The following is a 20,194-nucleotide window of genomic DNA, read 5'->3' on the forward strand; positions in this document are numbered from 1 at the left end:
AACTAGAATTTCACTCTATTTTTAAAAAAAGGTATAATTTTTATGACTAAACAACTATTTCCTTTGGCTGTTGGTGGATTGGCCATTGGAACAACTGAATTTATTATTATGGGGCTTTTGCCTGATGTTGCACAAGATTTAGGAGTATCTATTCCTGTTGCTGGGCATTTAATCTCTGCTTATGCTTTTGGAGTTGTTCTTGGTGCACCAATTTTAGTGGCACTTAGTTCAAAATTTCCACCAAAAAATATTTTAATAGTATATATGATACTTTTTACACTATTTAATGCTTTATCTATAATTGCACCTGATTATAACACTCTTTTAATGTCAAGATTTTTTGCAGGTCTTCCTCATGGGGCATTTTTTGGAGTTGGAACAGTTGTTGCTATAAAATTAGCCAAAAAAGGAAAAGAGGCAAGTGCCGTATCCTCTATGTTTACAGGGCTTACTTTAGCAATACTGTTAATGGTTCCACTTTTAACTTATATAGGACATAACACCAGTTATAAATACTCTTTTGCAGCTGTTAGTATGCTAGGAGTTTTTACAATTATAGCTCTATATAAATTTATGCCAAAGTTAAAATCACTTAAAACTGTAACATTTAAAGAGGAGATTGAATTTTTTCTAAGCTTTAAAGCTTGGCATATTATTTTAATTGTTGCTATTGGTTTTGGTGGGCTTTTTGCTTGGTTTAGTTATATTGCACCACTTTTAATAAATGTTTCAAAATTTGCCCCTAGTTCTATCTCATATCTAATGCTTGTTGCTGGAGTTGGAATGGTTTTAGGCAATATTTTGGGTGGATATTTAGCAGATAAAAAAGATCCAATAAAAGTTGCTATTTATCTACTTTCTTTTATGGTTCTTTTTCTAACTTTAGTTTTCTTTTTAAGTGAATACAAATATATATCGCTTATTTTAACTTTTATTTGTGGGGTTTTTGCTATGAGTGTTGGAACTCCAATAAATATGGTAATGGTAAAAAATGCAAAAAACTCTGAAATGTTAGGGGCTGCTTTTATGCAAGCTGCTTTTAATGTGGCAAACTCTTTGGGTGCTTTATTTGGTGGAATTCCACTTTTATATGGTTTAGGTTTTGAATATCCTGCACTTGTAGGTGCTTTTATGGCATTTTTAGGAGTTATTTTATGTATGATTTTTTATACAAAGTATAAAGAATAAAAAAGGCAAGATTTTTTATCTTGCCTTTATAGAATTTTGAAGATTAAACTATTAAGATAAAATCTCTTCAAGAGTAATATAATCTCCAACTCTTCCTGTCATTTGCTCAACATCTGTGTTTACAGGAAGTGTTTTTTTACCTGGTCTCCAACCTGCAGGACATACTTCACCAGTTTTTGTTGCGTGTTGCCAAGCTCTAACTTGTCTTAAAAACTCATTTACATTTCTTCCAACGCTATCTGCTTGAACTTCTTGTGCTACACAAACACCATCTGGATTAAATAAAAATCTTCCTCTTAAAGCAACTCCTGCTTCTTCGATTAATACACCAAATGATTCTGATACACTTTTATTTGAATCAGCACCAATTGTTAATTTTAATCCCTTTAAGATTGGTTCTGTTTCAACAAATCTTTTGTGAGAGAATTTTGTATCTGTTGATATTGGTAAAATCTCGACTCCAAGCTCTTGGAACTCATCATATTTTGCATTCATTGCTGCAATTTCTGTTGGGCATACAAAAGTAAAATCCGCTGGGTAAAAACAAACTACTGTCCACTTACCTGCATAATCTTCACTTGATACTGTTGTATAGTGACCTGTTGCTGCGTTATACGCATCCATTTTAAATTCTGGCATTTTTCTTAAAACCATAGTTGAACTCATTTTTTTCTCCTTTTTTGTTTCTGTTTGATTATTTTCGTCTGTTACAATTTTCTCTTCTCTTGCTTTAACACCTGTATCACAAGCCATAATAAATCCTTATAAATTATTTCTAAAGATAAATTTTATCCCTTAGACTTTGAAATAATATCAGATTTATTTTAAGTAGAGCTTAAGTTATTAGATAATTTTATCAAATTATCATAAGATTAACTTATAATAACTTGATATTTTTTATTAAATATATTGAGAAAGAGTAATTACACTTAACAAAAGTATAAAATAAAAATAGTGAAAAATGACTCTAAACCGAGGTTTTGCATTAATTTTTTCTAAAAACTTTGGAATAGCTAAAAATGCCAAAACTAAAATTAAACCTAAAACTATTTTAATATGTAAAATCACTGAACTATTTTGTAGATGATAAGCAAAAAATAGATAAAACCCAGAAAGGATTAAAACAATATTGCTAATTGCTATAATCTTTCTTGCTTCGTTTCCTAAAGCCTTTTGGATTTTCACACTCTCTTGTTGTGGATAATATTTTCCTAGTTTAAAAAGAACAAAAGTCCTAAAAAATACAGTTCCCACAAACAAAACAACAGTTATTATATGTATTGTTTTTATAAATTCATACATCTTTTATCCTAGAATTTTGCTCTAAGTCCTGTAAAATAGTATGTTCCAACATTTACATCTACATTTGTATCGACTTTTCTATTAAAAATATTATCAACTCCACCATATAGTGTAAAGTTTTTATTAATATCATAAGAAAGACCTAAATCAACTAAAGTGTATCCATCAATTTTATTTCTATTTCCGATATTATCAGGATCTTCATATTGTCTTCCTATATATCTAAGATTTAAATTTGTACTTAGTGGTTCTATTATTTTGTAGTTTAGATTTAGTGCCATACTTAAATTTGGAGTATATGTAAGCTCTTTATTTGTAGTTTTATCTTCTGTATCAAGATATGTAAGATTAAAACCTGCATCAAAGCTATTATTAAATTTATAATCTAAATTTAGTTCAACTCCATTTATATTTACTTTATCTAAATTTTCAGATGTATAATATCTAGTCGAAGCATTTGTTTTATTATAAACAACAGATTCAATTTTATCTTTTATTATAGTTTTAAATAGCACTAATTCAGAATTAAAATCTCCAAAATTATTTCCTAAAGCTAATTCAAAAGTATCACTCTTTTCAGGTTTTAAATCATATGCAGTAGTTTTAAAATTATTTATAACCTCAGCTCCATATCTTTTACCATCTTTAAAAAGTGGTGCAGTTACATAAAGTTCTGCAATATCAGGTGCTCTGTATCCACTTGCATAGTTTGCTCTAATTCTTGTATTATCTCCTAGTTTTTGAACAACTCCTGCTTGGAAAGTTACTTTTGAATCTGCATTTGAGATATCATCATATCTAGCACCTATTGTTGCATTTAAACTAGGCGTAAACTCTATTTCATCTTGTAGATATACAGATTTGTACTCTACATTTTTTCTTATAAACTCTTCAGAAGTAGGAGTTGGATTAATTGCTGCACTATCTCTTGTCTCTTTTCTATAATCAAGTCCAAAAGTAAGTAGATTTGCATCATTTAAAGCATAAGTTGTAACAGACTCAATATTATCTATTTTTACATTTGCACTAAATTTTTTGCTTACAGGTCCTGCAAAATTTAGTGGTGATGTCTCATTTCTTTTTTTATAATATGACTCATAAAATCTAAGATTTGTGCTTAAGTCATCATTAAAATTGTACTTTGCAAAAATTGAGTAATCAACTCTATTGTTATCATCTTTTGAGAATACTGGTGTATTTTGAACCATTCCACCAATAGTAGATTGTGAGCTTCCTAAATATTGCCCTTTTCTATCCTCTTGAAAATAGTTAATCTCAGCTCCTAAAGAAAAATTATCTGTTATATTTTTCTCTAAACTTGCTCCTACACTACTTACAGTTGATTCATCTCCATAAGTTACTCCCAAAACTCCACTCTTAGCATTTTGTGGATGTCCTGCTATAACAGCTCCCGTAGTTGGATTTATAACTTTTTGTGTATATGATTTATCTATTTTATAAGAAGATGTATCAATAGTAGAAGTGTAAATTTTATATTTATACCCATCTACATTTCCCATAGTTGCGAAGTTTACATTTTTTTGTCTAGCTTTGATATATGCATTTGAACCATATTTTAAATCTAAAGTTGTCTGATAAGAGTCTATATCTTTTTTTGTAATAATATTAATTACTCCACCAATAGCATCTGAACCATAAAGTGTACTCATAGAGCCTTTTACAATCTCAATTCTATCAATCATTGAAGCTGGAATTCTACTCATCTCATAAGGGCTTTCTGTTTCACCACTTAATCTTTTTCCATCAAGTAAAATCAAAGTTCCATTTGCACCAACTCCTCTTATAGAGATTGCTCCTTTTGATTTTGCACTTGCATGTGGAAATCTTCCAAATTGTGAGTTAATAGATGGAACTTTATCCAAAACATCTTTTAGTGTAGTTGCAGATACTTTTTCTATATCCTCTTTTGTAATTACAACTACACTAGCACTTACTCCATCAATACTTTTTTCAGTTTTAGTTGCAGTTGTAACTGTTATTTCATCTAGCTTTGTATCTGCACTTAAATTTTGAAGTATCATAACTGATACTAAACTCGAAATTAGAATTTTATTTTTCAAAATACTTCCTTTTATAATGATAATAAGAATCATAATATAAAAGAACTTAAATAATATTGACTTTTATCAATATTATTAATAAATATTATCTATTTAAAATAAAAACCTTCATTTGGTAATTTCCCACCTATTAGTTTTGAGTCATTATCTTTTAAAACTTCAAAGAAAAACTCTAAATCTTTTTTACTATTTTCTGCACTAATATTTGCAAATTTTACATGCTCAATTGAGTCAGCTAAACCTTCTTCTTCTAACATTGGTAAAGTTTTTACTACCAATTGACTAGCCTCTTTTGGATTTGCTTTATACCAATTTAAAGCTTTTTCATACTCTTCTAAAACTTTAGAGATAAGCTCTTCTTTTCCTTTTGTTTCTCCAATAACAGCCAAACCAGCTTGTGGGATTTTTGCTTCAACTTTAAACAATCTTCCCCACTCTTCTTGTAAATTTAAACTTCTATAAATATCAGGAGCTATAAGCTTAACAGGAAATGAGCCAGTTTTTCGCAAAGCAATTGAAACAGCAGGTTCAGCTAAAAGTGCATAGTCTGCTCTTCTTAAAATTAACATTTGCATAGCATCAACAGGAGTTGAAACATATTTTAGATTAAAATCTTTTTTCACATCAAAACCAGCTTTTTTGATAAGTGCTTGTAAAACAATATCTGGCATATCAGCCCTAAATGGCACTATTATCTCTTTGTTTTTAAAATCTTCTACTGTTTTTAAGCTACTATCACGACTTACAAGCTCTAAAATTCCCCAAACAGATACATTTAGAAGTTTTAACTCAACTCCTTTATTATATAAATTTGCAGCAACATTTGTAGGAAGTGCGATAAAATCAACCTCTTTTTTCAAAATTAATGCTCTTAGTTCATCAGGGTTGTTCCAAAGCCTAAATTCTAATTTTTTACCTAGACTTTCTAATACCTTATCCTCTACCATTTTTAAAATTGGGTGAGAAACACTAGCTATTGGTCCAGCTATTACAATTTTTTGTTCATCTTTTGCAAATAAATTTAGCACAAGTGCAAAAACTAAAACTATTTTTTTACCTGCACTAGGCAGGATTTTGCTTCGCTTCATCATTATTTTTTCCTTTTTAATTTTTGATTTTTTTAGCCTTTTATACCATCTGCTCTAGGACTTAGCAGAAATGGAAAAAAAGTTTTAATATATATAGCAAACGGTATTGCCCACAAAATCGAAGATAAAATATATAAAAACATACTATACTCCAAATAAAATGGGATAAAGGCTCTTATAAATGTAGCTAAAATGATTAAAATCAAACCCAAAGTCAAAGCCCAATTTGTAAAAATCGCACGTCCAGTGTGAATTGTAGAGACTATTATCATAATTACATAAAAAATAAGCCCAAAAGTTCCTGTTGTCAAAAAGTGCCTAAAGTGATTTGTGATATTTAACTCTAAAAGATAATTAAAGCCCAAAAATACAAAACCAATAGCTGTAAGAGATATAATACTCACAATATATAAAACAAAAGGTTTTAGTAAAATATTGTTATCTTTTAAAACAAAATCATTTAAAATCCCAAGTGTTGCAGCTGCACAGGCAAAACAGATATATGCCAAAGAAGAGTTTTCAGGAAAAAAAAACTCCACAAAACCATATAAAAGTAGGCAAAAAATAGCAAGGTTATATCTAAAACTCTTTGCCAAAAATGTTTCATCTATCTTTTCTTGCTCCAAAAGTTCATTTATTGACTCCATACTAACTCTTCTTAAAGCAAGTAATATTAAAACCAAAAACAAAACAACACTTAAAAGAAGAGTTTTAAAAGAGTCAAGCTCTATAATATTTGCAACACTTAGAAAAAACAAAGCTTGAATCAAAACTATTGAAACCATAGAGTATGCCAAAGATACATGCTTTTTATTTCTATCTTTAAATGCTGGAATGGCTGCAAGATATGCGATATATGCTGTTAAACTCACATTTATAAGTCCCACAAAAAAACTACCAAAAAAGTCCATAAACCAAAATGAAAATCGTCCCAATACCCACCAAGCAACAATAAAAGCCAAATGCCTTCCAACAATTGGAACAACACTAGGAAAAAGTTCAGGCAAACCTGTAAGAAAAAATGCTACAATCATAGCAGTTCCAACTCCAAAAACCATCTCATAAATATGCCAATTTAATATATTTTCAATTGGTAAATTAATATATCCAGCAAACACAAATGCCCATAAAACAATACTTAAAATAATATATGGAGCAAGAAGTAAAAAAACAGGTCGAAAACCATAAGCTAAATATATAGGAAATTCACCTTTTGGATAGTATAAATAGTGTCTTGAAGCATATTGCTTTTCAAATTCTGTCATTTTAACTCCAATTCAAAACTAGAAATAATATCTTTGTCTTTTAAAATTTGTGCTGTTTTATTGTAAACAAACTCATCATCTCTTAAGACTCTTGGCTCAGCTATATTAAATATTTTTTTGATATGCCCAACTGGCTCTGCTTTTAAAACTATGATTTTATCGCTTAATCTTATAGCTTCCATTAAATCATGAGTGATAAACAAAACACTTAAATTTTTCTCTTCAATATCTTTTATAAGCAAATTTTGAAGCTCTTTTTTAAGCCCAATATCCAAAGCTGAAAAAGGCTCATCTAAAAAAAGTAGGCTAGGATTTACAACCAAAGCTCTAGCAAACGATACTCTTTGCTTCATTCCACCACTTAAATCTTTTGGGAATTTTGTAAAATCATCAATTTCTAGCCCAAACTTTAAAGCTATATCTTTTGATTTTTCTATTGCTATTTGGCTCTTTTCTCCTTTGGCACAAAGTCCTAAAGCGATATTATCTATAACATTTTTCCATGGAAGAAGTCGTGGCTCTTGAAAAGCAAAAGAGCTTGAAATAAAAGAATTTTTTATCTCTCCATCATCTAGTTTTAAAAGTTTTGAGCAAAGATGAAGCAAAGTTGTTTTTCCACCACCGCTGGGCCCAACTATTGAGATAACTTCTCCTTTTTGCAAAGTAAAGCTTATATCTTTTAAAATCTCTTTGAATCCAAAAGAGAAATTTACATTTTTTACTTCTAATTTCTCCATGCTTCAAGCTCCTTTTTAATTGGCTCTAGTAAGATATATTCAATTAGAAGCAAAGATGCAATCATAATAGATACAAGTGCTAAAGCTGTACTAGTTTCCAACTGGCTTCTTGCAATTGCCAATAAAGCTCCTAAACCATCGCTAGTTGCTAGAAGTTCAGCCATAACAACTATTTTCCATGACATTCCAAGAGCTGAAATATATGCTGGAAAAATATATGAAAAAATATGTGGCAGATACAAATCAAAAAGTTTCATAGAAAAAGGAAGATGAAAACTATCAGCCATCTCTTTTAAATCACCCTCTAAAGTTCGTGTTCCTTGCAAAGCTCCCACAAAAACAATAGGAAAAGAGGCTATAAAAACTGTAAAAACAACTGTTGTATCGCCCATACCAAACCAAATCATTGCCAAAACTATCCAAGCAATTGGGGGCATTCCAAACAAAATTGTAACTATTGGGCGGCTCATAATTGAAGCAGTGATAAAAAGCCCTGCTAAAAGTCCTAAAACTGAACCTACCAAAATAGCTAAACCAAAGCCTATCAAAGCTCTTTTTATCGTAATCATTATCTCTATTTTTGCTGCACTATCTTGCAAAATTGTACTTATAGCCAAAAAAGTATCTTTTGGGCTAGGAAGAATTAAATCTCCATAAATTTGATGTCCAAAATCCCAAAAAGCCAAAAAAAGAAAAATAGAAGCAATACTTCCCCAACCACTCCAAAGGTAACTAGGAAAATCTTTTATAATTTTTAGTAAAAATTTCATTTTAATCCTGTGAAAAAATTTACCTAATTCTATATCAATTGATATTAATTATCATTGAGTTAGGTCAAGATACAATATTCACACTATTTCTTCCACTATTTTTTGCAAGATAAAGAGCTTCATCAACCAAATATAGGCTCTCTTCAATTTTTTTATCTTTTAATATCTCACCTACTCCCAAACTAATAGTAATCTTTTTTTGAATATCCTCCAAAAAATCTCTATTTTGAACAATTTCCCTTAAGTTATTAGCAACATTTCCTGCATTCTCTTTTGAGGTAAATGGAAGAATAATCAAAAATTCTTCACCACCCCATCTTCCTATAATATCAGTTTTTCTTAAACTATTTTTTATCAGTAAAGATAGCTCTTGTAAAACTTTATCTCCTGCTAAGTGACCTAAAGAGTCATTTACATTTTTAAAATAATCAATATCGAAAATTATTAAACTACAAAAATAGTCTTTATTTCTATCTATTTTATCTTTTTGAGAATTTAAATTTTTATCTATCTCAAAACGATTATATAATCCTGTTAATTTATCAGTTGAAGATAGTTTTTCAAGCTCTTTATTAAACTGTTTCAACTTTCTTTGATAAAAAACCAGAGCTCCTAAAATTATACTTATTATAAGGGAAATAACTGCTATTTCTCGTGGCTTCAACCAACCAACTTGCTCAACTATTGAAGTCCAATTATTTAGAAATTCTTGCTTTGAAGACTCATCTAAATCATTTACAAGTCTTGAAAATATTTGATTTAAAATAGGTTCATCACTTCTTGTTCCTATACAAATATCATCTTTTAATGAAAATCTAAGTGCAATTTTTAAACTATTTGCATACTCTTTTTGAATAGTAGAAGTTAATACTAAAGAGTTATCAATATATCCATAAACTTCGCCTCGTTCAAGCATTTTTAAACCAATATCAATATTTGGTATTTCTACTAACTCAATATTTGGGAAATACTCTTTAAGATAATCAACCACAAAATGGCTTTTTATAACTGCAATTTTTTTATCTCTTAAAAATGAAATATCCTGAATAAATGGCTTATCATCTTTTGTAGCCAAAACTATAGGAAGGGATAAGATAGGATCTGTAAAATTTAAAAATCTCTTTCTTTCAAGGCTAGGAGAGATTGAAGATATAATATCACACTTTTTATTTTCAATAAAATTCATCGATTCATCCCAATCTTTTGTAGAAACTAGTTCTATTTTTGTAGCAATTTTTTCTTCAAAAATTTTCATAATATCAGAAGTAATTCCAGAAACTTTTCCATTCTTTATTGACTCTATTGGATACCAATCTGGATCAACACAAAGGTTTATATGACCTTTATTATTTAAATAATCTTTTTCACCTTTTGTTAAAGAGAAATTTTCAGGCTCTTTATCTATATAATTTTCAAACAATATAGAATCAGCTACACTCTCTTGAGTATCAATTGAACCAGAATAAATAAGCTGTCTTAGTAATCTTCTTGTAAAATCCAGACTAACTTTTCCAATTGGATAAAACTCTTTCATTACAAGTTGATTTATAACATTTGCTTCATACATTAAAGCTAGTTTCGACTTTTTTACACCATATTTATTTATTAAAATATCTACTATTTCTTCAGGATTATTTAAAGCATATTCCCAACCTTTATTAGTTGCAAGAATTAGCTTTTTGGTTCTGCTTTTATTTTCTAAAACTTCATCTTTTGCACTATATAAATTTATTGCACTTACTATAAATCCATAATCTGCTGGGTCAATTATATTGTAAGGAATTTTTCTTTTATCCAATTCATAAAGCTGATTTGACTTAAATGAACTCATAGCATCAACTCTTCCTTCTATGAAATCATCTAAAGCAAAACTATGAGGTACAAAATTGCTATTTGAAATATTTATATTAAAATGAGAAAACAAAAGTGCTAGAGAGCTATGTTTTAACTCATCTTTTGCTCCCATTATTTTTTTACCAATTAATTGATTTGGATGTTTAATTTCTGGTTTTGTAACTAAAATCAAAGGAGACCTTTGTAAATAAGTTGCCAAAAGTACAATTGGTGCAACTTTTCCGTGGTCTAGCACTATATTTGAGTTTGATATTCCATAAGTTGCCTTATGATTTAAAACTTCCGAAACAACATCAATATCTGAGCTATACTCTCTTAAATCAACATCTAATCCAACTTCTTTGTAAAATCCTTTCTCTTTTGCAGCAATAAAACCTGCAAATTCGAACTGATATTTCCAATTTAATTGAATTGATACTTGTTCAAGACTATTTGCAACTAAGAAATTTGTTATTACAATAAAAAGAAATAAAACTCTCAAAATTTTCCTATTTTCTAGTTTTTTGGAAGTAATTTAACAGGTACTATTTGAATTTGAGCCAAATCCCAAACTTTATTTACAACATACGGTTCATTTTCAAGCCATGAATCTAACTCTTCATCATTTTCAAAATTAACAAAAAGTGAAGAACCAACCATTTTTTCATCTTCAAGTAAAGCACCAGCTTCTACAATTTTACCTTTTTTAATTAACTCTTTTGTTGCTTTTAAGTGTTCATCTCTTACTTTTAATCTTCTTTCTAAAGCATCTTCATAATCATAAGCTATTATTAAATATTGCATTTTTATCCTTTAATAAATTTTATATGATTTTAACACAAAAATTATAAAGTAGCTAATAAAAATGTTATTGGATAGATTAATACATTTAAATATCTTAAAATTGGTGTAATATTTGCATTAAAAGGAATAATTTGCTCAATTGATAAGTTATTTGATAATTTTTTCATAATTGATAGTTTTAAACTAATATCCAAAAATTTCAGAACCAAAATAGAACTCATCCAGAAGCCAAAATTATTTAAACTAAGACTTAAGTAAATTGTATAAAAAAATGATAGATGTAAAGTAAAATACAAGAATATACTTTTTCTAAATGCTAAAAAGTTATTCTCTAATAAGCCATATAAAGTGTCAGATTTTTGCCAGTTTGTCTCAAAAAGTTCAATGGCAATAAATATAATAAAAAGGTAGATAATATCCATTTTTGTAAGCTAATAGGGCAAAAGCCCTATTATTTCTCTTCAGAGAATTTAACTTTTTGATCTTTATAAAGTCCTGTTCCAACTGGAATTGTTCTTCCTATTACAACATTCTCTTTTAAGTCTTCAAGCATATCCATTTTTGCACTAATTGCCGCTTCTGTTAATACTTTTGTAGTCTCTTGGAAAGATGCCGCTGAGATAATACTATCAGATGTAACAGCAGCTCTAGTAATACCTAGAAGTACAGGTTCAGCAATTGCTGGTTGTCCACCCATTCTTACAATTTTCTCATTTTCAATTTTGAATTTCTTTTTAGAAATCATATCTCCAACAATAAATTTAGTATCTCCACCATCAAGAATTGATACTTGTCTTAACATTTGAGATGTAATAACCTCAATATGTTTATCTGCAATATTAACCCCTTGAGATCTATAAACTTGTTGAACTTCAGAAACAATAAAGTAATGAAGAGCTTTTTCACCTAAAATTCTTAATACATCATGTGGTGATACTTGACCATCTGTTAATGCTTCTCCAGCATGTACAAACTCACCTTCGTGAACTAAAATATGTTTACCTTTTTCCACTAAATACTCTGTATTATTACCATTTTCATCAGTAATTACAAGTTTTTGTTTATTTCTAAGTGGTTTTCCAAATGTAACAATTCCATCAAATGAAGCTAAAATTGCAATACTTTTTGGTCGTCTAGCTTCAAATAACTCAGAAACTCTTGGAAGACCTCCTGTAATATCTTTAGATTTTTGAGTGGCTTTTGGAGTTTTAGCAATAATATCAGCTATTTCAACTCTTTTACCCTCAGCAATATTTAAAGAAGCTTTAGGGTCTAAAACATATTTTATAATTTCACTATTATCTGTTGCAACTAAAACAGTTGGTTTATATCCACTTGGAATATATTCATTAACAACTAGTTTCGAAGTTCCTGTTAATTCATCAAATTGCTCAGAAACTGTAACGCCTGGAATAATATCCTCAAAACTTACAACCCCTGCTTTTTCAGCAATTGTTGGGTTTGCATATGGATCCCATTCAGCAATTACAGTTTGTTCTGAAACAGTTGGTTCAGATATAACAGAATCTTTTTCAACTTCACTATTATCATTTAAAGCTATTGAAGAACCCCTTGAAATATAGTGTCTTACTGCTTCTCTATCATCAGCATCAGCAACAACAGCAAAAAGCCCTTTTTCTACAACATTATCACCAGCTTTAATATCGTGTCTTCTTTCTAAATAATCTCCAGTTAATTTATAGTATTTAACTATTCCTTTTGCACCTGAAACAATTTTTGAAGTAATTGGAGCTCCATCTGCAACTTTTAGTTCAGAAGCATAAGGGATTCTATTTGGTACATTCCATCCATCTTTAATAATTTCAACTATTGAATCATTATGTTCAACTTCAAAACCATCTTTATATGGTAAGTATAATTTACCTTCAATTTTTCCAGAAATTCCAGCAAGTTCATTTACTTTTGCAACATCACTTTTTCTTAAGTAATATTTTTTAGTCTCTTTTCCATTTGTAATTGTTAATTCTATCTCTTCATGGATTGCTTCAACACTTACTTTACCTTTAAATGGTGCATTTATTTTTGGCTCAACAAGTAAAACACCAGCATTTCTTCTATTTGCAACTATATTTTTACCAGTACTTGATTCATAAGTTTTGATATTATAGTATCTAATAAACCCTTGCTTATCTACTTTTAACTCTCTTTCAGTTTGAGTAGCACTTGCAGTTCCCCCAACGTGGAAAGTTCTAAGTGTTAGCTGAGTTCCTGGTTCTCCAATAGATTGAGCAGCAACAACTCCAACAGCTTCTCCTGGTTTTGCTTTTCTTTGCTCACCTAGGTTTAACCCATAACATTGAGAACAAAGTCCATTTTCTTCTTTACAAGTAAGTGGAGTTCTAATAATTACAGATTTAACTTCAGCTTCAATAACTGTTCTAGCATACTCTTCAGTTATTAGTGTACCTTCAGCAAATAAAATCTCATTTGAAACAGGATCAATAATATCTTCAGCAATAACTCTTCCAGTGATTCTCTCTTCTAAAGACTCAATTAACTCATTTCCAGAAGTAATATCAGTTATTTCAATACCTTCGTGAGTTCCACAATCTTCAGCTGTAATTCTAACATTTTGAGAAACATCTATTAGCTTTCTTGTTAAATATCCAGCATTTGCTGTTTTTAAAGCTGTATCTGCAAGTCCTTTTCTAGCTCCGTGAGTAGAAATAAAATACTCAAGAACATTTAGACCCTCTTTAAAGTTAGAGATAATTGGTGTTTCAATAATAGTTCCATCTGGTTTTGCCATAAGACCCCTCATACCTGAAAGCTGTCTAATTTGTGTAGCACTACCTCTTGCTCCTGAATCTGCCATCATATAAATAGAGTTAAATCCATTCTTATCACCTTTTACAAGCTCCATCATTTCAGAACCCAATTTATTATTTGTTTCTGTCCAAATATCAATTGTTTTATTATATCTTTCTTGCTCTGTTAAAAGACCTTGGAAGAACTGTTTTTGAACTTCAATAACATCTTTTTTAGATTTTGTAATATGTCCTATTTTACTTTCAGGTACTCTAATATCATCAACAGATATAGAAATTCCTGCCTTTGTTGCATATTTAAAACCTAGATTTTTTAAGTTATCTAAAAATCTTGGAGTTACTTCATATCCAGCTTCTTTATAGATATAATCAACTAAAGCTCCAATATCTTTTTTCTTTAAAACTTTATTCCATAAATTCATAGGTACAAAACTAGGTAAGATTTCATGAATAATTAATCTTCCAACAGTTGTATTTACAATTTTATTATCTAATTTAGTTCTTATTTTTGCATGTAAATCAATTTGATCCATTTCAAGTGCAATTTTTACTTCATTTACATCAGTAAACAGTTTATGTTCACCTTTTACACCATCTTTTTGTAATGATAAATAGTAAATACCTAAAATCATATCTTGAGATGGAACTGCAATAGCTCTTCCTGATGCTGGTAAAAGAATATTCATAGAACTCATCATTAAAATTTTTGCTTCAGCAACAGCTTCTTGTGATAATGGTATGTGAACAGCCATTTGATCCCCATCGAAGTCCGCATTAAATGCAGCACAAACAAGTGGGTGAAGTCTAATAGCTTTTCCATCAATTAACACAGGGTGGAATGCTTGAATTGAAAGTTTGTGAAGAGTTGGTGCTCTATTTAATAAAATTGGATATTCATCAACAATCTCATTTAAACATTCCCAAACTTCATTTGTTTCAGCTTCAATCAATCTTTTTGCAGCTTTAAGAGTAGTTGCATAACCTTTCTCTTCTAACTTTGCCATTAAATGTGGTTTAAATAGTTCAAGTGCCATTTTTTTAGGAATACCACATTGATCCATATTTAAATTTGGTCCAACAACAATTACAGATCTTCCAGAGAAATCAACCCTTTTTCCAAGTAAGTTTTGTCTAAATCGTCCTTGTTTACCTTTAATAATCTCAGATAAAGATTTTAAAGGTCTTTTGTTTGCACCTTTAACTGCATTTGCTGTTTTTCCATTATCAAATAGTGCATCAACAGCTTCTTGAAGCATTCTTTTTTCATTTCTAATAATAATTTCAGGAGCATCAAGTTCTGTTAATCTTTTTAATCTGTTATTTCTATTAATAACTCTTCTATAAAGGTCATTAACATCAGAAACAGCAAATTTTCCACCATCAAGTGAAACAAGTGGTCTTAAATCAGGCGGAAGAACTGGAAGTTGAGTTAGCATCATCCATTCTGGTCTATTTCCACTATTTATAAAGTTTTCAACAATTTTTAATCTTTTAATAATAGTCTTTCTTTTTGCCTCACTTTTTGTAGCTTCCATTTCATCTTTTAATAGAGTCAATAGTTCAAATAAGTTTAATTTTTCTAGTAAATCTCTTACTATTTCTCCACCCATTTTTGCTTCAAATCCAGTATGTTCAAATAAATCAGCAACCGTTCTGTATTGCTCTTCATTTAAAATATCATATTTCTCAATTTTTTTAGTTCTCTCACCATCATAATAAGCTTCACCTGGCTCATTTACAATATATGCTTCATAATATAATACTCTTTCAAGGTCTTTTAATTTAACACCTAAAATTGTTCCAATTCTTGAAGGTAAAGATGAAACCATCCAAATATGAGCAACAGGAGAAACTAATTCAATGTGTCCCATTCTGTGTCGTCTTACTTTACTTGAAGTTACTTCAACTCCACATTTTTCACAAACAACACCTTTGTATCTCATCTTTTTATATTTACCACAAAGACACTCATAATCTTTTACAGGTCCAAAGATTTTTGCACAAAATAGTCCATCACGTTCAGGTTTTAATGTTCTATAGTTGATTGTTTCAGGTTTTTTAACCTCTCCACAAGACCAAGAAAGAATTTTTTCTGGACTTGCAAGTCTTAATTGAAACGCTGAAAAATCTTGTGGTCTTTCTAACTCTTTAATCTCTATTGGTGCTAGTACTATTTCATTATTGCTCATCGTTTTCTACCTCTTGAAAAATCTCTACATCTAAAGCTAAGGCTTTTAACTCTTTTGTTAAAACAAAGAATGTCTCTGGAACACCAGAATTTGGAACATTTTCTCCATTTGCAATAGCTCTATAAGCTCTTGTTCTACCCTCAACATCATCAGATTTTGTTGTAAGCATCTCTTTTAGTACATTTGTTGCACCATAAGCTTCCAATGCCCAAACCTCCATCTCTCCAAATCTTTGTCCACCAAATAGTGCTTTTCCACCAACTGGTTGTTGAGTTACTAAAGAGTATGGTCCAGTACTTCTTGCGTGAACTTTTTCATCAACTAAGTGGTGAAGTTTTAGCATATACATATAACCAACATTTACTCTTTCTTTCATTCTTTCACCAGTTTTACCATCAAATAAAACTGATTTTCCATCACTATCCATTTTTGCTAATTCAAATAGTTTTACAAACTCATCTGCTTTAACACCATCAAATATTTGAGTAGCAAATTTTACACCTTTTGCCCAATCTCTTGCATATTTGATTAAATCTTCATCATTTAGATTACTTATAAACTCTTTTGCATTCATAAGTTTTGCTATTCCAGCAATATCAATTAATTTTGCTCTTAATTCAGCTACAAAATCTGCTCTTTTTGCTTTAAATATATGTTGAATTTGTTTTCCTAATCTTCTTCCAGCAAGTCCTAAGTGAACTTCAAGAATTTGACCAATATTCATACGAGATGGAACCCCTAGTGGATTTAAAATAACATCTACACTTGTTCCATCTTCAAGGTATGGCATATCAACTTTTGGAACGATATTTGAAACAATACCTTTGTTTCCATGACGTCCAGCCATTTTATCACCAACTTTTATTTTTCTCTTAGTTGCAATATATACTTTAACTTGTGAAATAACCCCACTTGGTAAAATATCATCATGCTCTAAGATTTGAAGTTTCTCTTCATGTTCTTCTCTTAAACTTGCTTTTTGTCTAATAAAGTACTCTTTTGTATCATTATAAGTTTTTTCAACCTCTTTTGGATATGAAGATACAACTTTTTTCATTGCAAATCTATTTACACTATTTAGAACATCTATAGTTAAAATTTCACCTTTTTTATAAGTAATATCTTCTAACTCTAAATCTTTTGCTAATGGTGTTTTTAATAATAAATCATTTATTTTTAAAGCTTCTTCTCTATCAAGCATTAAAAGTTTATCATGGTGTTTTTGATTTAATTCTGCTTTTTCTAAATCAATTTCAGCTATTGCTCTTTCACACTTCTCATAACCTTTTTTAGTAAATACTTTAACATCAACAACAGTTCCTTCCATTGATGTTGGACAAACTAGAGATTTATTAATAACATGCCCAGCCTTTTCACCAAAAATAGCTCTTAAAAGTCTCTCTTCTGGAGTTGGTTTAATTTCACCTTTTGGAGTAACTTTTCCAACAAGAATCATTCCAGGAGTAACATAAGTTCCAATTTTTACAATTCCTGAAGAATCAAGATGAGTTATATTTTCTTCTTTAACACCCGGTAAATCTCTTGTTATCTCTTCATTACCATGTTTTAACTCTCTACAATCTATCTCTTTTTCATAAATATGAACAGAAGTAAAGGCATCTTTTTCTATTAATCTTTCACTCAAGATTATAGCATCCTCATAGTTGTATCCATTCCATGGCATAAATGCAACCATTGCATTAATTCCAACTGCAAGTTCACCTTTATCCATAGAAGGACCATCAGCAATTACTTGTCCTTTTTCTACAAAATCTCCAGCTCTTACAGCAGTTCTTTGTTCAAAATCTGTATTATTGTTTGTTCTTACATTTTTGTGAACTTCATAGTGATCAATAAATGCACCATTTTCATCATCACCACTAATATATATATTTTTAGAGTCAGCTTTTTCAACAATTCCAGCTCTTTTAGCTTTTATAGCTTCCCATGAATCTCTAGCAACTGTTTTTTCTAATCCTGTTCCAACAATTGGAGCTGTTGGTTTAATCAAAGGAACAGCTTGTCTCATCATATTTGAACCCATTAATGCTCTATTTGCATCGTTGTGTTCTAAAAATGGAATAAGTGAAGCTGCAACTCCCATAACCATTTGAGAAGAAATATCAATTAAATCAACACTACTTCTCTCCATTAAAAGGATTTCTCCATCTTTTCTAACTTCAATTAGTGGTTCAATAATTTTTCCATTTTCATCAAGTTTTGTAGATCCTGGCGCAATTACAAGTCCCTCTTCTTGAGTAGCTGTATAATAAGCAATCTCATTTGTTACAATACCATCAACAACTTTTTTATATGGAGCTTCGATAAATCCTAAATCATTTACTTTTGAAAAAGTTGATAAAGTATTTATAAGTCCAATATTTTGTCCCTCTGGAGTTTCAACTGGACAAATTCTTCCATAGTGAGTTGGATGAACATCTCTTACCTCAAATCCAGCTCTCTCTTTTACAAGACCACCTTCTCCAAGAGCTGAAAGTCTTCTTTTATGTGTAACTTCAGATAATGGGTTTGTTTGATCCATAAATTGAGACAATTGTCCACTTGTAAAAAACTCTGTAATAGTTGAAGTTATCATTTTAGAGTTTACTAAATCATGTGGCATAATATCTTCTAATGTACCAGATAATGTAGTCATTTTATCTCTAATTGCTTTTTGCATTTTAATAAGTCCTGCATGTAATTCATTTGCAAGTAACTCACCAATAGCTCTAATTCTTCTATTACCTAAGTGATCTCTATCATCGATATGACCATTTCCAGCCTTAACTTTTACTAAATATTGAACAGTTTTTATAATATCTTCATAAGTTAGAGTTGTTACATATTCTGGAACATTTACTCCTAGTTTATGATTCATTTTCATTCTTCCAACTTTTGTTAAATCATAACGTTCTGGATCAAAGAAAAGTTTTTTAATGAAATCTTTTGCTGCCTCTTTAGTTACTGGCTCACCTGGTCTCATAACTTTATAAATTCTAATAGCTGCTAAATCATTTTCATCATCTATTTGCTCTGTTTGTTTTAAAAGTTTTAAACTTTCTGCATCTGCTTTGAAAGCATTAATGATTGAATCATCAACATTTGAAGATAAGTCATTCGCAATATCAAATGATTCAAAACCTAAATCAAGAAGTTTTTTAAGTTTTAACTCATCAAGATTTGTTAAAGCATCAAATAAAACTTCTCCTGATTCTGGATCATAAATTGTATTTGCAGTATATCTATCCATCAATAATTCAAGTGGATACTCAATTAATTTTAAACCACCTTCAATTAAAGCTTTTGCTTTTCTTGCAGTTAATCTTTTTCCAGCCCCAATTACAACATTACCTTTATCATCTTTAATGTCATAATCAATTCTACCAGTGAAGTCATCAGGATTAAATTCTGTTAAAAATTTATTATTTTTAATTTTAACATTTACAATTGGATAGAACATTTTAATAATGTCCTCTTTTGAATAACCTAATGCTCTAAATAAAATTGTAATAGGAACTTTTCTTCTTTTATTAATTCTTACATATAATACATCTTTTGCATCATATTCAAAATATAACCAAGAACCTCTATCAGGAATTATTTGACCTGTATATAAAAGTTTACTATCAGTAGTATTTGATTCATCTTCTTTAAAGATAACACCTGGGCTTCTATGTAATTGATTAACAACAACTCTTTCAACACCATTTACAATAAATGATGTTCTTTCAGTCATTAAAGGAATTTCTCTTATGAATAAAGATTGCTCTTTTATATCTTTAACACCAATTTTTTCACCAGTTTTCTCATCAAGATCCCATAGTGTTAATCTAATATTAATTTTTAAAGGGATTGAATAAGTCAATCCTCTAACCATAGATTCTCTAACATCATATCTAGGTTTTCCAACTTCACTACCTAAGTAATCTAAAGTTAGCCTATTTTGAATATCATGAATAGGGAATATTGTTTTAAATACTTTTTCTATACCAGCAGTTGATCTATCTTTTTGATCAATCATCAAAAAAGTATCATACGAAGTTTGTTGTAATTGTAATAAGTTAGGAATTTCGATTTTTTGCGGATTTTTTGCGAAATCTACTCTGAGTCTATTACCAGATTTTAAAGAGTTTAACATTTGACACCTT

The 20,194-nt window shown here is 29.7% G+C and carries 13 protein-coding genes; 1 reads left to right on the forward strand and 12 read right to left on the reverse strand.

Going from position 1 to position 20,194, the window contains the following annotated elements; all coding sequences use genetic code 11:
* Positions 1-42: 42 nt before the first annotated feature.
* Positions 43-1,188: an MFS transporter gene (locus IQC44_RS04675; RefSeq protein WP_198305196.1), complete on the forward strand. Its 1,146-nt coding sequence runs from the start codon at positions 43-45 to the stop codon at positions 1,186-1,188.
* Positions 1,189-1,239: 51 nt separating this feature from the next.
* Here the strand turns inward: IQC44_RS04675 and IQC44_RS04680 are convergent, their stop codons facing one another.
* The 12 genes from IQC44_RS04680 to rpoB all read right to left on the reverse strand — a co-directional run bounded on the left by IQC44_RS04680 (position 1,240) and on the right by rpoB (position 20,184).
* Positions 1,240-1,941: a peroxiredoxin gene (locus tag IQC44_RS04680; RefSeq protein WP_198305197.1), complete on the reverse strand. Its 702-nt coding sequence runs from the start codon at positions 1,939-1,941 to the stop codon at positions 1,240-1,242.
* A gap of 147 nt (positions 1,942-2,088) precedes the next feature.
* The gene (locus tag IQC44_RS04685) at positions 2,089-2,490 is read right to left on the reverse strand and encodes a hypothetical protein (protein ID WP_198305198.1); all 402 of its coding nucleotides are present in this window, start codon (positions 2,488-2,490) and stop codon (positions 2,089-2,091) included.
* Positions 2,491-2,498: 8 nt separating this feature from the next.
* Positions 2,499-4,571 carry a TonB-dependent receptor plug domain-containing protein gene (locus IQC44_RS04690; protein ID WP_198305199.1) on the reverse strand — a complete coding sequence of 691 codons (2,073 nt, stop codon included), beginning with the start codon at positions 4,569-4,571 and terminating at the stop codon, positions 2,499-2,501.
* Between the two features lie 89 nt (positions 4,572-4,660).
* Positions 4,661-5,662 carry an ABC transporter substrate-binding protein gene (locus tag IQC44_RS04695; RefSeq protein ID WP_198305200.1) on the reverse strand — a complete coding sequence of 334 codons (1,002 nt, stop codon included), beginning with the start codon at positions 5,660-5,662 and terminating at the stop codon, positions 4,661-4,663.
* A gap of 29 nt (positions 5,663-5,691) precedes the next feature.
* Complete coding sequence (locus IQC44_RS04700) at positions 5,692-6,924, reverse strand: NnrS family protein (RefSeq protein ID WP_198305201.1); 1,233 nt, start codon at positions 6,922-6,924, stop codon at positions 5,692-5,694.
* The gene (locus IQC44_RS04705; RefSeq protein WP_198305202.1) at positions 6,921-7,661 is read right to left on the reverse strand and encodes an ABC transporter ATP-binding protein; all 741 of its coding nucleotides are present in this window, start codon (positions 7,659-7,661) and stop codon (positions 6,921-6,923) included. The genes IQC44_RS04700 and IQC44_RS04705 overlap by 4 nt, the downstream gene beginning before the upstream one ends.
* The gene (locus IQC44_RS04710; RefSeq protein ID WP_198305203.1) at positions 7,649-8,431 is read right to left on the reverse strand and encodes an ABC transporter permease; all 783 of its coding nucleotides are present in this window, start codon (positions 8,429-8,431) and stop codon (positions 7,649-7,651) included. Before IQC44_RS04710 ends, IQC44_RS04705 begins: the two co-directional genes overlap by 13 nt.
* A gap of 64 nt (positions 8,432-8,495) precedes the next feature.
* Positions 8,496-10,766 (reverse strand): diguanylate cyclase, encoded by a 2,271-nt coding sequence (locus tag IQC44_RS04715; RefSeq protein ID WP_198305204.1) that lies wholly within the window; start codon positions 10,764-10,766, stop codon positions 8,496-8,498.
* A gap of 14 nt (positions 10,767-10,780) precedes the next feature.
* Positions 10,781-11,068 (reverse strand): YciI family protein, encoded by a 288-nt coding sequence (locus IQC44_RS04720; protein WP_198305205.1) that lies wholly within the window; start codon positions 11,066-11,068, stop codon positions 10,781-10,783.
* 41 nt (positions 11,069-11,109) lie between these two features.
* Positions 11,110-11,490 (reverse strand): hypothetical protein, encoded by a 381-nt coding sequence (locus IQC44_RS04725; RefSeq protein ID WP_198305206.1) that lies wholly within the window; start codon positions 11,488-11,490, stop codon positions 11,110-11,112.
* 29 nt (positions 11,491-11,519) lie between these two features.
* Positions 11,520-16,046, reverse strand: a complete 4,527-nt coding sequence (gene rpoC, locus IQC44_RS04730; RefSeq protein ID WP_198305207.1) for a DNA-directed RNA polymerase subunit beta' — start codon at positions 16,044-16,046, stop codon at positions 11,520-11,522.
* Positions 16,036-20,184, reverse strand: coding sequence for a DNA-directed RNA polymerase subunit beta (gene rpoB / locus IQC44_RS04735; RefSeq protein WP_198305208.1), 4,149 nt, complete (start codon positions 20,182-20,184; stop codon positions 16,036-16,038). Before rpoB ends, rpoC begins: the two co-directional genes overlap by 11 nt.
* Positions 20,185-20,194: the final 10 nt, after the last annotated feature.

Origin of the sequence: Arcobacter vandammei, from assembly GCF_016106035.1 — a bacterium.
Classification (GTDB): Bacteria; Campylobacterota; Campylobacteria; order Campylobacterales; family Arcobacteraceae; genus Aliarcobacter; species Aliarcobacter vandammei.